Genomic DNA, 13,105 nt, shown 5'->3' with positions numbered 1-13,105 from the left:
AGCCTGTCCCAATACCGGCCGCGTCAGTCGACGCGGCCTTATCCGTCGTCACGGACGGTGCGACCGGACAGGGCCGGTGCACGGTCATGGAAAACCCGCCCTGCCGCAAGGGTAGAGCGGGTTCCCGATATTCGAAAGATCAGGGCTTGGTGGCGGATGCCGTCGGGCTGTCCTGGTGCGGCGGGAAGGACGGATCCGTCTTGGTGCCGTGCATCAGGTCGAGTGCGTAGTTCAGCTGCACGTCGTCCTTGGCTTCCGGCGGCACATAGGCGCTGGAGCCCGACCCCTCGTCGGTTTCGTTCTGACCCTGGATATGGCCCGGCAGGCTGGATTCGCCCTCGGGGCGGATCTTGCCCTGCAGTTCCGCCGGCAACGGCTGCTCGACCTTGATGTCCGGCTGGATGCCGGTGCCCTGGATCGACTTGCCCGACGGCGTGTAATAGAGCGCCGTCGTCAGGCGCAGTGCGCCGGCATCGCCGAGCGGAATGATCGTCTGCACCGAGCCCTTGCCGAAGGAACGCGTGCCGAGCACCGTCGCCCGCTTCAGATCCTGCAGCGCGCCGGCCACGATTTCCGATGCGGATGCCGAACCGCCATTGATCAGCACGATCACCGGCTTGCCATCGGTCAGATCGCCCGGGCCGGCATTGAAGCGGCGGGTTTCCTCCGGGTTGCGACCGCGGGTGGAGACCACCTCGCCACGCTCGAGGAAGGCATCCGAGACATTGATCGCCTGATCGAGCAGGCCGCCCGGGTTGAGGCGCAGGTCGAGGACATAACCCTTCAGCTTGTCGGCCGGAACATCGGCCTTGATCTTCTTGATCGCCTTTTCCAGGTCGTCATAGGTCTTTTCGGTGAAGGAGATGACACGCACATAACCGACGTCGCCCTGCTCGACGCGCGACTTGACGGCACGCACGGCAATCGTGTCGCGCACAACGGTCAGTTCGATGGGCTTGTCGGCACCCTTGCGCAGGATGGTCAGCTTGATCGGCGTCTTGACCGGGCCGCGCATCTTCTCGACGGCGTCTTCCAGCTTCAGGCCGCGCACCGGCTGACCGTCGATCTCGGAGATGAAATCGCCCGCCAGCACGCCGGCACGCGCTGCCGGCGTGTCGTCGATCGGCGTGATGACCTTCACCATCTCGTTTTCCATGGTGACTTCGATGCCGAGGCCACCGAACTCACCCTTGGTCTGGGTGCGCATGTCGGCGGCATCCTTGGCATTCATGTAGCTGGAATGCGGATCAAGCGAGGAGAGCATGCCGTTGATCGCGCTTTCGACGAGCTTCTGTTCGTCAGGCGGGGTCACATACTGGGCGCGCACACGCTCGAACACGTCCCCGAAAATCGACAGCTCACGATAGGTCGAGGATCCCGCAGCCTGGGCCGGCACGCCCGCGGAATAGACGACACTCATGGCTGTGGCGCCGAGAAGCGCCCCAACGATGACAAGAGAAGCCCTACGAATCATTTCGTGCCCTTCCAGTTTCCTTTGCGGACCACCACGGCTTCGAATCGACCGGAGTGCCGTCCTTTCTGAATTCAATGTAAAGCGTCGGCCGATCTGTTTCCAGCGCCAACGCCGTTGCGCTCGCCACTCTTTTCTCGCCCATGGCCGCAATCGGTTCGCCGGCAAAGACGAACTTTCCCTGCCGCACATTGACCTTTTCCATGCCTGTCAGGACGAGGTGATACCCATCGCCTGCATTGAGAATGATCATCTGTCCATAGCTGCGGAAGGCTCCGGCAAAGACGACCAGACCATCGGCGGGCGCCGTGACAACGGCGCCGGGGCTTGCGGCGAGTGTCAGGCCCCTGGCCGGATGCCCCGTGCCGTCGGGATCGCCATAGGCCCTCAGCACATCGCCTTCGACCGGGTAGGCCAACTTTTGCTTGAGGCTCGCAAAGGGATATGCGGGCGCAATGCGGTTTTTGTCGGGCACGCCGCTTTCAGCGAGCTGCTCGGCCTTCTCGCGCTGCTCCGCCGTCAGCTGCTTGCGTCGCTCTTCCTCCTCGCGCGCCTCAGCCATCGCATCGCGCACGGACGAAATCTCGCCTTCGAGCGACTGGATGAGCCCCTGCAGGCTGGTGGCGCGGCTGGCAAGCTCCTGCGAACGCCGCCGCTCGGCCTCCAGCTCTGCGGCGCTCAGCCGGCTCTGCTTGTCGTTTTCCGCCAGAAGCAGGTCCATGCGGCGGTCCTCTTCCAGGCTGGCGCTCATGGCGGCGCTCGCCTTCTCCTTCTCCGCCACCGCCTGCTTCTGCAGATCGGACAGGGCATTGAGATCCGCCATCAGGCGTTCCGCCTCGGCGCGCATGCCGGGCACCACGGCGCCGAGCAGGATGGCGCTGCGTACCGATCCGAGCGCATCCTCGGGCGTGACCAGCAGCGCCGGCGGCGGATTGCGGCCCATGCGCTGCAGCGCAGCCAGAACCTCGGCCAGCACGCCGCGCCGCTCGTGCAGCGAGGCGCGGATGCCGTCTTCCTTCACGCGCAGCTTCGCCAGCCTGTCCTCGCTGTCGCGGATCGTCGCTTCCATCTGCTTGCGGCGGGCAGCCGATTCGATCAGGGCCTGGCGGATCGAGGCGCTGCTCTTGTCGAGCGCGGCAATCGCCTGCTCGATCGATCTGGCCTTGTCTGCGGACAGGGTAAGCGTCTTCGACAGATCGTCCAGCTCGGTCCGCGTCTCATCGCGCTTGCGTTCCAGCGCATCCACGGCAGGAGAGGGGGCGGGCGTGCCTTCGGGCTGCGACGCATCGGCGGCGGCGCCGATATCGACCGCCTGGGCGTTCTCAACGGTCTGGGCGCTGAGGGGCGGTGCGGCAGGCACGACAAGAAAAACCGCCGCAACCAGCGGCAGCGCCAGGCGTGTGCTGTCTTGTCCTTTGCGCATTCCACCCCGTTGCGTCGGCCCTGATCGAACGAACCTAAGGCCTTTTGCCGGCCAGCACCAGAAACAAGATCGTGTAGGCAAGATCTGAGGCCCCATACCGGTCGCGCGGGGATCAGACCCGGTGATAGGGATGGCCGGACAGGATGGTGACGGCCCGGTAGAGCTGCTCGGCGATCAGGATGCGCACCAGCTGGTGCGGCCAGGTCATCGCGCCGAGATTGATGACGGCATCCGCCCGGTCATAGAGGGCAGGATCGAGACCGTCGGCACCGCCGATGGCGATCATCATCTCCCGCTTGCCCTGATCGCGATATCTGCCGACCAGGCTTGCAAAGGCAGGACTGTCGAGCGCCTTGCCGCGCTCGTCGAGCAGGATCAGCACCGCCCCCTCGGGCAGGCTCTTCTCCAGCAGGCCTGCCTCCTCGCGCTTGCGGGTCTCCGCCGCCGAGGCACGGCTTTCGTTCACTTCCGTCACGCGCGAAAATTCGAGGCTCACCGCCGGGCCGGCCTTGGCGAAGCGGTCGAGGTAACGTGACGCAAGTTCCTTCTCAGGTCCGGCTTTGAGCCGTCCCACGGCAAAAAGGCCAATCCGCATTTCTGCCACCGCATGTTCTGTTGCCGCAAAAAGGGCTACCGGCTGGACCCTTGCCCAGCCGCCCGTTGCGGCGCATGGCACTGCGACGTCAGATCAGACCGATCCGGCCGCTAGTGCAGCGTTCCTTCCTCATCGGGAGCCGCCCACATCTTTTCGATGTTGTAGAACTCCCGGATTTCCGGTCGGAACACATGGATGATGACGTCACCGGTGTCAATCAGCACCCAGTCACCCGTGTCCATGCCTTCGACGCGGGCGCTGCCGAATCCCTCGTCCTTCAGGTCGGTCAAAAGGTGTTCCGAGATTGCCGACACATGCCGGTTCGAGCGCCCGGTGACCACGACCATATAGTCGCCCAGCGCGGATTTTCCGGCAATGTTGATGGTGACGATATCTTCGGCCTTGGAGTCCTCAAGGCTGGCGAGGACCACTTCGAGAGCGCGGGCGGCGGCATCGGCGCCACGTTCCAGGCTCTTCGGGATGACGCTGAGCGTTCTCCCCTTGGCGTGTACTGTTGTCAGAGGTCTTCCTTTCGTCACGAACAGAACAGGCACGACGCGAATCCTCCGCCGGAGGATCCACGATCATGAAGGTGGCATCGAATGGTTAATCTTTCAAGGCGCCGCGATCACGCGCGGGAGCCCCGTGCAAGGCCGGCCGCGGCCTCTGCCGCGAAGCCTGGCGGATTTCGGTGGAGCTCAGCGTCGAGCGCGGTCCGTGAATGAAGGTCCAGGCCGGCGGGCGGCGCAGGCCGAGCGATCGTGCTGCATTTTCATCAACCCGCGCAAAGGAGAGCGCACGCGCCGCCGGCGAGGAGAGGAAGGAAAGCGTGGCGCCCGGCCGGTCCACCACGACAATCGGTACCAGATCGGCGATCTCCCGCCATTTCTGCCAGCGGTGAAAGGTCTTCAGGCTGTCGGCGCCCATGATCCAGACAAAGCGCACGCCCGGATGGCGCGCCACCACATGCGCCAGCGTATGGGCGGTGAAGCTCGTCTTCAGCCGCTCCTCGAAGGCGGTGATCTTGATGCGCGGATTGCGCGCCAGCTCGCGGCTGAGCGCGATGCGCTCCGCCAGCGGCAACAGAACGGACCGGCTTTTCAGCGGATTGCCGGGCGTGACCATCCACCACAGCTGGTCGAGGCCGAGCCGCTTCAGCGCGATCTCGGCCACCAGCCGGTGGCCCGGATGCGGCGGATTGAACGACCCGCCGAACAGGCCGACCACCATGCCGCGCTCCACATGCGGCATGGACAGATAAGGTGTCAGGCGTTCCCCCTCCGCCACGCGCGTCAGGGCCGCGTCTGGCCGGTGCCGTGCACCCGGTACTTGAAGGAGGTCAGCTGCTCGACGCCGACAGGGCCGCGCGCATGCATCTTGCCGGTGGAGATGCCGATCTCGCCGCCCATGCCGAACTCGCCGCCATCGGCAAACTGGGTGGAGGCATTGTGCAGGAGGATCGCCGAGTCGATCTCGTTGAAGAAGCGCGCCACCACGGCCGGATCCTCCGCCAGCACCGCCTCGGTGTGGCTGGAGGAATAGGTGTTGATGTGGCGGATCGCGCCTTCGATGCCATCCACCAGCGTCACCGAAATGATCGCCTCCAGATATTCCGTGCACCAGTCCTCTTCGGTCGCGGGGATGAGGCCGGGCATGCGTGCGCGGACCGCCTCGGAGGCGCGGATCTCGCAGCCCCTGGCCGCCAGCGCCTCGAGGATCGGTTTCAGATGCGTGTCGGCCGCGGCCTGATCAACCAGCAGCGTTTCGGCGGCCCCGCAGATGCCGGTGCGGCGCATCTTGGCATTCACCACCACATTGACGGCCATCTCCAGATCGGCGGACTTGTCCACGTAGATGTGGCAGAGGCCTTCCAGATGCGCAAAGACCGGCACGCGCGCTTCCGACTGGACGCGCGCCACCAGGCTCTTGCCGCCGCGCGGCACGATCACGTCGATTGCGCCATCGAGGCCGGAGAGCATGGCACCGACGGCGGCGCGATCGGCGACCGGCACGATCTGGATCGCTTCTTCCGGCAGGCCGGCAGCTGCCAGACCCTTCGACAGGCAGCGATGGATCGCCTGCGATGAATGGAGCGAATCGGATCCGCCGCGCAGGATCACCGCATTGCCGGCCTTCAGGCACAGCGCGCCGGCATCGGCCGTGACGTTCGGGCGGCTTTCGTAGATGACGCCGATCACGCCGAGCGGCGTGCGCACCCGCTCGATCTTCAAGCCGTTCGGGCGTTCCCAGGCGGCAATCACATCGCCGACCGGATCGGGCAGGCCGGCGATCGCTCTCAGCCCTTCGGCCATTTCCGCGACGCGTTTTTCATTGAGCGTCAGCCGGTCGATGAAGGAGGGCTGCAGCCCCTTGTCGGCAACCGCAGCCAGATCCGCCGCATTGGCGGCAAGAATTTCAGGCATGGCCGCGACAATGGCATCGGCAGCGGCATTGAGTGCCGCATTCTTCGCCTCGCTCGAGGCCGTGGCCAGCCGGCGCGCCGCCGTCTTCGCGTTGCGACCGATCGCCTGCATCATCTGATCGATGTCGGAAACGGCAACCTTATCCAGCATGAGCAGCATCCTCCTCCGCATTGTCCCTGGGTTCGGCAAGCAGCAGGCCGGTGATCACCAGATCGTCCCGGTGCACCATGGCGGCACGGCCGGCATAGCCGAGAATGGATTCGATCTCACCGGACTTGCGCCCGGCAATGGCGCGCGCCTCGTCCGCATCGTAGCCCACCAGGCCGCGGGCGATTTCCCGCCCCTGTGTGCCGATGATCGCCACCGTATCGCCGCGGCTGAACGGGCCGATGACGGCGCGCACGCCGGCCGGCAGCAGGCTCTTGCCGGAGGCGAGCGCCTTTTCGGCGCCGGCATCGACAGTGAGTGTGCCCGCCGGCTGCAGCTGGCCGGCAATCCAGGTCTTGCGCGCCGTGACGGGCGTGCCGGAGGGCGCAAACCAGGAGGACCGCGCGCCTTCCCCGATGGCCTTCAGCGGATGATCGGTCTTGCCGGAGGCGATGATCATGCCGCAGCCGGCGCTTGTCGCGATCTTGCCGGCATCGATCTTGGTGCGCATGCCGCCGCGGGAAAGCTCGGAGGCGGCGCCGCCGGCCATGGCCTCGATCTCCGGCGTGATCGACGGGATCGTCTCCAGGAACCTGGCGTCCGGATCGAGGTGCGGCGGGGCCGTATAAAGCCCGTCGATGTCGGAGAGCAGCACCAGGAGATCGGCACCGGTCATGGTGGCGACGCGCGCCGCCAGCCGGTCATTGTCGCCATAGCGGATTTCGGTGGTCGCCACCGTGTCATTCTCGTTGATGATCGGCACGGCGCCGAGCTTCAGCAACTGGTTGATGGTGGCGCGACCGTTGAGATACCGGCGCCGCTCTTCCGTATCGCCCAGCGTCAGCAGGATCTGGCCGGCGACGATCCCGTCCCGCGACAGGCTTTCCGACCAGGCACGCGCAAGCGCGATCTGGCCGACGGCCGCCGCCGCCTGGCCTTCTTCCAGCTTCAGCGCGCCCGGTGCCAACCCGAGAACAGTGCGCCCGAGCGCGATGGCACCGGAGGAGACCACCAGAACCTCGATGTTCTGCGCCCGCAGCGCCGCGATATCGGCACAGACCGAATCGAGCCAGCCGGACTTCAGTCCCGTCTTGCGGTCCACCAGAAGCGCTGAGCCGATCTTGATGACGATCCGGCGATGAGCGTTCAAAGCCTTGCGGGACATGGATCAGCCCTCATCCTCGGCATCGGTGGCATCGTCCGCATCCGCGGCCGGAAGGCTGCGGTCGGGAAGCGCGGTCTTTTCGCTGGAGGCCACGATGACGTCGCGCAGCGCCCGCAGCGCCTCCGTGACACCCATATGCCCGGCGGCGGACAGAAGCAGCGGCGGCGAACCGCAGGCCTTCTGCAACTCCTTTGCCTTCTTCTTCAGTTCCTTCTCGTCCAGGACGTCGATCTGCGACAGAGCCACGATTTCCGGCTTGTCCTCCAGGCCGCCGCCATAGGCTTCCAGCTCGTGCTTGACCGTCTTGTAGGCCTTGCCGACATGTTCCTCCTGGGCGGAAACCAGATGCAGCAGCACGCGGGTGCGCTCCACATGGCCGAGGAAACGGTCGCCGATGCCGACCCCTTCATGCGCGCCCTCGATCAGGCCCGGAATATCGGCCAGCACGAATTCGCGTCCATCGATGGTGGCAACTCCGAGATTGGGATGCAGGGTGGTGAAGGGATAATTGGCAATCTTCGGCCGGGCGCGGGTGACGGTGGCGAGGAAGGTGGACTTGCCGGCATTGGGCAGGCCGACGAGACCGGCATCGGCAATCAGCTTCAGCCGCAGCCAGATGGTCTTCTCGTCTCCCGGCAGGCCGGGATTGGCCCAATCCGGCGCCTGGTTGGTGGAGGACTTGAAATAGGCATTGCCGAAGCCGCCATTGCCGCCGGCAGCCAGGCGGAAGCGCTGCCCCTCTTCCGTGAGGTCGACGATCAGCGTCTCGTTGTCTTCCTCGAAGACCTGGGTGCCGACCGGCACCTTCATGGTGACGCTGGCGCCATTGGCGCCGGTGCGGTTGCGGCCCATGCCGTGAATGCCGGTGCCGGCCTTGTAATGCTGCTGGTAGCGATAGTCGATCAGCGTGTTGAGGCCGTTGACGGCCTCGATCCACACATCGCCGCCCCGGCCGCCATCGCCGCCATCCGGGCCACCGAACTCGATGAACTTCTCGCGGCGGAAGGAGACGGCGCCTGCGCCGCCATCACCGGAACGAATATAGACTTTTGCCTCGTCGAGGAATTTCATGGGTTCTGCCCGTTCGTCATGCGGTTGATCGAGACGATAACCGGATTGTTTTCCGGGCTTTTCGTTATCGTCGCTTTGCTGTCACGTCAAAGCCTATCGTGGTTGCCGGGGCCTCCGGCAGCCGTTCGGCCGGCCCGCAGGCGACAATTCCTCCTGCGGGCCGGCCATCACGTGGTCATGGCTGGCGAAACGCCTCCGCCGTGAGGCGGGTTTCCAGGTGCGGCGCCATGGCATTGCGCGCCATGCTGAACAGGTCAGCGCAGCGCAGGATGGAGAAGCCGAGCTTTTCCTGGATGCGCAGCGAAGCGGCATTGTCGGCAAAGGCACCGGAATGCAGCACCGCCTCCGGCATGCGCCGGAAGAAGCGCTCCACCACCGCGCCCGCCGCTTCCGACATCAGCCCCTGCCCCCAGTAGAAGCGGTTCAGCCAATAGCCCAGATGCCACTGGCCATGGCGCAATTCCACCGCGACACAGCCGATATGCACGCCATCGCCCTCGGTGATGGCGAAATGCCAGTCCGTGCTGGCACGGTTGGCGTTCAGCCAGTCCACCGCATCGCTGCGGCTGTAGGGGGCAGGAACCCGCGACAGCATGCGGGTGACCTGCCAGTCGCCGAGCGAACTGGCAATCGCATCGGCATCGCTCATCTGGTGCGCACGCAGCACCAGATGCCGCGTTTCGATGATCGGGCAGGGGCCGAGCATACCACCGGTGCGGGGCCGCCTTGCGAGGAGGTTCGCGGTCATCGCATCTCCCCCCAGCTCTTCAGCGACATCCAGGTCTTGCGGTCGAGCCGGAACCACTCGACGGGCACCATGCCGCCAAGCGCCAGCGAGCCGACCATGCCGGACCCCTGGAACTGGAAGCCGCACTTCTGGATGACGCGGCGCGAGGCGACATTGGTGACCCGGCAGCGCGCATCGATCTGGTCGATGTCGCGGGTGCGGAACGCCATGTCGATCAGCGCATGCGCGGCTTCCGTCGCATAGCCCTTGTTCCAGTAGGGTTCGCCCAGCCAGTAGCCGATCTCGAGCGTCAGGGCGTCGTTGGCATGCGGCTCCAGCGCGCAGCAACCGAGGAAGGCTCCGTTATCGGCTCGGGTAATGGCATAGACGCACTTGCCAATCTCGCCGGCTTTCGTACGTCGTACGAAATCGGCGGCGTCTTTTGCCGTGTATGGATGCGGCATACGCGACACCATGGTCGCGATATTGGCGTTGTTGGCGAGATGGGAAAGGGCGTCGATGTCTTCTTCGTGGGGGGCGCGCAGAACCAGTCTCTGCGACAATAAGACGGGGCAATCGCTCCTTAACCGTTGCGGTCTCAACCGCTCTTCGGGCGACCGGCTCTGGCCGCTCCGTAACATTTCGCCTTGCATGGTTCAGTCCTCCTTTTGGACAAAGAAAAAGGGAAGGTGGGTGGCGCCCCATCTCCCCTGTTTTCTTGACTGAACCTTTTGCGGGTATTCAGCCGGGTCGATGAGACGCCGGCTGTTTTAACGCGCTACCGGCTTTTATTCCGCGGCTTCCGCTTTCGGCATCACAGACACGTACACGCGGCCATTGGCCTTGGTACGGTAGTCGACGTTACCGGCGGTGAGCGCAAAAATGGTGTAGTCCTTGCCGAGGCCGACATTGGCGCCCGGATGCCACTGCGTGCCGCGCTGACGCACGATGATGTTGCCCGCAACGACCGATTCGCCGCCGAACTTCTTCACGCCAAGGCGCTTGGAATTGGAATCGCGACCGTTGCGCGAGGAACCGCCAGCTTTTTTATGTGCCATGGGAGTTCTCCTTTAAATCTCTCGAAAATCCTGGGGACCGGTCAGGCGCTGATCGCCGTGATGCGAACGACCGTGTGATGCTGGCGATGGCCGCGAATCCGCTTGGAATTCTGGCGACGACGCTTCTTGAAGGACAGAACCTTCTTGCCACGGTTATGCTCGACCACTTCGGCCTTCACGACGGCGCCGGCCACGAAGGGCGCGCCGATCTTGGCATCGGCGCCTTCGCCGACAACCAGGACTTCGTTGAATTCGATGACTTCGCCTGCGGCAACGTCGAGTTTCTCGATGGTGACGACATCGTCAGCCGCAACGCGGTACTGCTTACCGCCGGTCTTGATGACTGCGAACATTTTTTATCCTTTCATGTTCGATCCGGCTCTTTCCGCCAAAACGGAAGGCCGTCTTTTTATCAGTCCACGTTTGAGCAGGATTGCAAAAGAAGAACTCTTTTGAACCGGTCTGCCGGTGAAACCGGACCCTGAAGCGAGCCCGGACAAGGCTCCGGACGGAATACCCCATACCGGAATGCGTGGGGATTAATTCAGCCCCCTTGACCTGTCAAGGAAAAAGACTGGAAAGACTGCGATTTCTCCCTTGCCACCCGCCCCGTTCATCGCTATGTAGCGCACCGCACCGCCAAGGTGCCGACCAGATTGACCGGAGAGGTGGCTGAGTGGTCGAAAGCACCGCACTCGAAATGCGGCATACGGGCAACCGTATCGTGGGTTCGAATCCCACCCTCTCCGCCATGGCCTTCCGAACTGACAATCATTCATGAGGCCAAGGCTTCTTCAACAGCCTGCTAGAAGCCCCTAACCTTCATCCACTTGCGCAGACGGCCGCGCGCATTCGCATAGGGCGATGACGTGTTCAACTGGATCATGCGCCCCATCGTCCATTTCCCCTCGTACCAGGGGCGCCCGTAGAGATCGTCGTTGGTGCGGGCCTTGATCTGCGAGACAATCCGGTCATTGGCGCCTTGCAGTCGGTCAAGGAGTTGTGAATAGGAGATCGCTTCATAATCGCGATAAAATTTTTGAGCGAGGCGGCCAAGCTCGTTCCATTTAAAGCCGGTTTCGGGGAAATTGATTGGCTCACCGGCTGCGTGTCGGTCGAGCCATTTCAGCACCAGTTCGTTCCACCCCAAAAGATAGGCGGCAAGGTTCGCCACGCTCATCTCCGTGCCCTTTGCATGGCCCTCTAGGCTGCATTCATGGACCACCGCCACCGGGATCGCACCCAAGTCTTTCATCAGTTGATCGAAATTGTCGGTTATCGCTTTCAGCAATTCGTCCTTGTTTTGCGGAACAGCCACGATCGTTCAACCTTCTCGTTCGTCTCCAATCAAAGTAGACAAGCCCTTCCATCCGTGCGTTGATCCTGCGCAAGCCTCTACGATGGCGATGGCAGCAATGATGATCGGGATGGGCGTGAAAGCGCATCTTCGCAAGCGACACAGACGCACGCGCAAGAGCGGCGCCCGGCGTCGCGGCGATGACCGGCATGACGACGCGAAACGGAAATGATTTCCGCTGCCCACCCGAAGCTGCCAGCCATGCCGCATATGAAAAGCGGAAAACGAGCCCGTTTCTACGAGTCCGATTCTGGAAGCGGCCTCACGAAGGAGGAGCCGAGCGGCCTGGGCAGAAGCGTCTCAACACAACAGCCATTCCCATTCCCGTGAAACCGCTGCCACGACCACAGCAGGGGATCCTTGACAGAATTGAGGTACGTACGTCATATCTGCGTGCAACCTTTAGGAGAAGGAAATTATGGGAGACAGATTTACGATCACTCGCGAGGAGAAACTGCGGGAACTATATCCGGCGACGCATGACCTTGCGGTTCAGAAGGTACAGGCAACTCTTGGCGTGCACGCCCAAGACTTCATCCGGCATTCGCCGTTCCTTTGCCTGGGGACACAGGATCTGAATGGCCGCGCCGACGTGAGCCCGCGCGGCGACCCGGCCGGTTTCGTAAAAATCCTGAACAGCGAAACGCTGGCCATCCCCGACCGTCCGGGAAACAACCGATTGGATAGCCTGTCCAACATCATCACGAACCCGGCTATCGGACTGTTGTTCATGATACCCGGCTTTGACGACACCTTGCGCGTCAACGGATCTGCCAGACTGGTCGTCGATCCGAATCTTCTCGAGACCATAACGATCAACAACCGGGTGCCAAGTCTTGCGATCGTGGTGCAGGTGAAAGAGGTCTTTCTGCATTGTGCAAAGGCCCTCAGGCGTTCGCAGATCTGGCATCCAGATCACCGCCAGGACCGCAGCCAAATGCCGTCGTTGATCAAGATGATCCTCGATGAAACGACCGGTGCGCCAGGGGATGAGGAAATGCGGAAGATCGATGCAGGGTTGGAGGAAGACTATAGGAAGACGATGTACTAGACAGGCTGCTGCGCCCTTTGTTGCAGCTCTTCGCCCGTCATCACGAAAGGACGCATTGATGACCGCAACCGCCCCATAGGCAACGTGAACCCCACGAAGTGTGTCCGCTCTCGGAAAATCGCGATTGCAGACTGAACGGTGATGCAAAGGGCGCATCTCGCCTCCAGCGAACCCGGAGTATCCACCTTATCAGTTCACCTGAGAGCGCGGCATCGGCCGGTATGTTCGACGCGCCATGTTCTCCGGGGCGATTGTCGTCTACTGCGTCTGAAGTCCGCCGATGCCGTCGGGGCCGATCAGGAAATCCAGGAAGCAGCGTGTCTTGGCCGGCAGATAGCTGCGATTGGGATAGACGGCATGCAAGGTGACGGCGGGCCAGAGGCTTTCAGGCAGGGCCGCCTCCAGATGTCCTTCCACAAGGTCCTCCCGAACCAGCCAGTGCGGCATCATGGACAGGCCGAGCCCCTCCCGTGCCGCCAGATAGAGCAGGGTTTCATTGCCGCTGAGAAGAACCGGCGCAAGATGCAGTTCGGGCGCCTGCGGCCCGTTGCCCAGGCGCACCCGGCCGTCGGGCGCGACCGCGCTATAGGCAAGGAAAGGCGCGCCCTCAAGTTTCG

Annotated in this window: 15 protein-coding genes and 1 tRNA gene; 2 read left to right on the top strand and 14 right to left on the bottom strand. The window is 63.4% G+C overall.

The genetic code is table 11. The annotated features are described in order from the left end of the window. Nucleotides 1-139: 139 nt before the first annotated feature. From KLP42_RS22490 to rplU, 12 genes are all read right to left on the bottom strand, one after another. On the bottom strand, nt 140-1,474 hold the full coding sequence (locus KLP42_RS22490) for a S41 family peptidase (RefSeq protein ID WP_215569689.1): 1,335 nt from the start codon (nt 1,472-1,474) through the stop codon (nt 140-142). Next, on the bottom strand, nt 1,464-2,867 hold the full coding sequence (locus tag KLP42_RS22485; RefSeq protein ID WP_215569839.1) for a murein hydrolase activator EnvC family protein: 1,404 nt from the start codon (nt 2,865-2,867) through the stop codon (nt 1,464-1,466). The genes KLP42_RS22490 and KLP42_RS22485 overlap by 11 nt, the downstream gene beginning before the upstream one ends. Before the next feature lie 139 nt (nt 2,868-3,006). Further along, nucleotides 3,007-3,489: a 23S rRNA (pseudouridine(1915)-N(3))-methyltransferase RlmH gene (rlmH, locus tag KLP42_RS22480; RefSeq protein WP_215569687.1), complete on the bottom strand. Its 483-nt coding sequence runs from the start codon at nt 3,487-3,489 to the stop codon at nt 3,007-3,009. Nucleotides 3,490-3,599: 110 nt separating this feature from the next. Continuing rightward, the gene (gene rsfS / locus KLP42_RS22475) at nt 3,600-4,043 is read right to left on the bottom strand and encodes a ribosome silencing factor (RefSeq protein WP_143127513.1); all 444 of its coding nucleotides are present in this window, start codon (nt 4,041-4,043) and stop codon (nt 3,600-3,602) included. Between the two features lie 52 nt (nt 4,044-4,095). Then, a complete protein-coding gene (locus KLP42_RS22470; RefSeq protein WP_215569837.1) occupies nt 4,096-4,740 on the bottom strand; it encodes a nicotinate-nucleotide adenylyltransferase in 645 nt (214 codons plus the stop codon). 41 nt (nt 4,741-4,781) lie between these two features. After that, nucleotides 4,782-6,062 (bottom strand): glutamate-5-semialdehyde dehydrogenase, encoded by a 1,281-nt coding sequence (locus KLP42_RS22465; protein WP_215569685.1) that lies wholly within the window; start codon nt 6,060-6,062, stop codon nt 4,782-4,784. Then, a complete protein-coding gene (gene proB / locus KLP42_RS22460) occupies nt 6,052-7,224 on the bottom strand; it encodes a glutamate 5-kinase (RefSeq protein ID WP_215569682.1) in 1,173 nt (390 codons plus the stop codon). The genes KLP42_RS22465 and proB overlap by 11 nt, the downstream gene beginning before the upstream one ends. A gap of 3 nt (nt 7,225-7,227) precedes the next feature. Then, nucleotides 7,228-8,295 carry a GTPase ObgE gene (obgE, locus tag KLP42_RS22455; protein ID WP_215569681.1) on the bottom strand — a complete coding sequence of 356 codons (1,068 nt, stop codon included), beginning with the start codon at nt 8,293-8,295 and terminating at the stop codon, nt 7,228-7,230. Between the two features lie 175 nt (nt 8,296-8,470). After that, nucleotides 8,471-9,043 (bottom strand): GNAT family N-acetyltransferase, encoded by a 573-nt coding sequence (locus KLP42_RS22450; protein ID WP_215569679.1) that lies wholly within the window; start codon nt 9,041-9,043, stop codon nt 8,471-8,473. Then, the gene (locus KLP42_RS22445) at nt 9,040-9,675 is read right to left on the bottom strand and encodes a GNAT family N-acetyltransferase (protein ID WP_215569677.1); all 636 of its coding nucleotides are present in this window, start codon (nt 9,673-9,675) and stop codon (nt 9,040-9,042) included. Before KLP42_RS22445 ends, KLP42_RS22450 begins: the two co-directional genes overlap by 4 nt. 135 nt (nt 9,676-9,810) lie before the next feature. Beyond that, a complete protein-coding gene (gene rpmA / locus KLP42_RS22440; protein WP_143127507.1) occupies nt 9,811-10,080 on the bottom strand; it encodes a 50S ribosomal protein L27 in 270 nt (89 codons plus the stop codon). A gap of 41 nt (nt 10,081-10,121) precedes the next feature. After that, nucleotides 10,122-10,433: a 50S ribosomal protein L21 gene (gene rplU / locus KLP42_RS22435; RefSeq protein WP_143127506.1), complete on the bottom strand. Its 312-nt coding sequence runs from the start codon at nt 10,431-10,433 to the stop codon at nt 10,122-10,124. Between the two features lie 309 nt (nt 10,434-10,742). On the opposite strand from rplU, the gene KLP42_RS22430 reads away from it, so the two are divergent. After that, nucleotides 10,743-10,832: transfer RNA gene (locus KLP42_RS22430), tRNA-Ser, on the top strand. Nucleotides 10,833-10,885: 53 nt separating this feature from the next. Here KLP42_RS22430 and KLP42_RS22425 read toward each other — a convergent pair. Further along, nucleotides 10,886-11,398 (bottom strand): ClbS/DfsB family four-helix bundle protein, encoded by a 513-nt coding sequence (locus KLP42_RS22425; RefSeq protein ID WP_215569675.1) that lies wholly within the window; start codon nt 11,396-11,398, stop codon nt 10,886-10,888. Between the two features lie 457 nt (nt 11,399-11,855). Between KLP42_RS22425 and KLP42_RS22420 the strand changes: the two genes are divergently transcribed. Next, a complete protein-coding gene (locus KLP42_RS22420; protein WP_215569672.1) occupies nt 11,856-12,488 on the top strand; it encodes a pyridoxamine 5'-phosphate oxidase family protein in 633 nt (210 codons plus the stop codon). Between the two features lie 258 nt (nt 12,489-12,746). Here the strand turns inward: KLP42_RS22420 and KLP42_RS22415 are convergent. Then, on the bottom strand, nt 12,747-13,105 hold a 359-nt coding region (locus KLP42_RS22415; RefSeq protein ID WP_252193188.1), incomplete at its 5' end, for a LysR substrate-binding domain-containing protein.

The organism is Rhizobium sp. CSW-27, assembly GCF_018760785.1.
In the GTDB taxonomy this organism is placed as follows: domain Bacteria; phylum Pseudomonadota; class Alphaproteobacteria; order Rhizobiales; family Rhizobiaceae; genus Neorhizobium.
The sequence above is the reverse complement of the archived record's forward strand: the minus strand, read 5'-3'. Positions and strand labels throughout refer to the sequence as shown.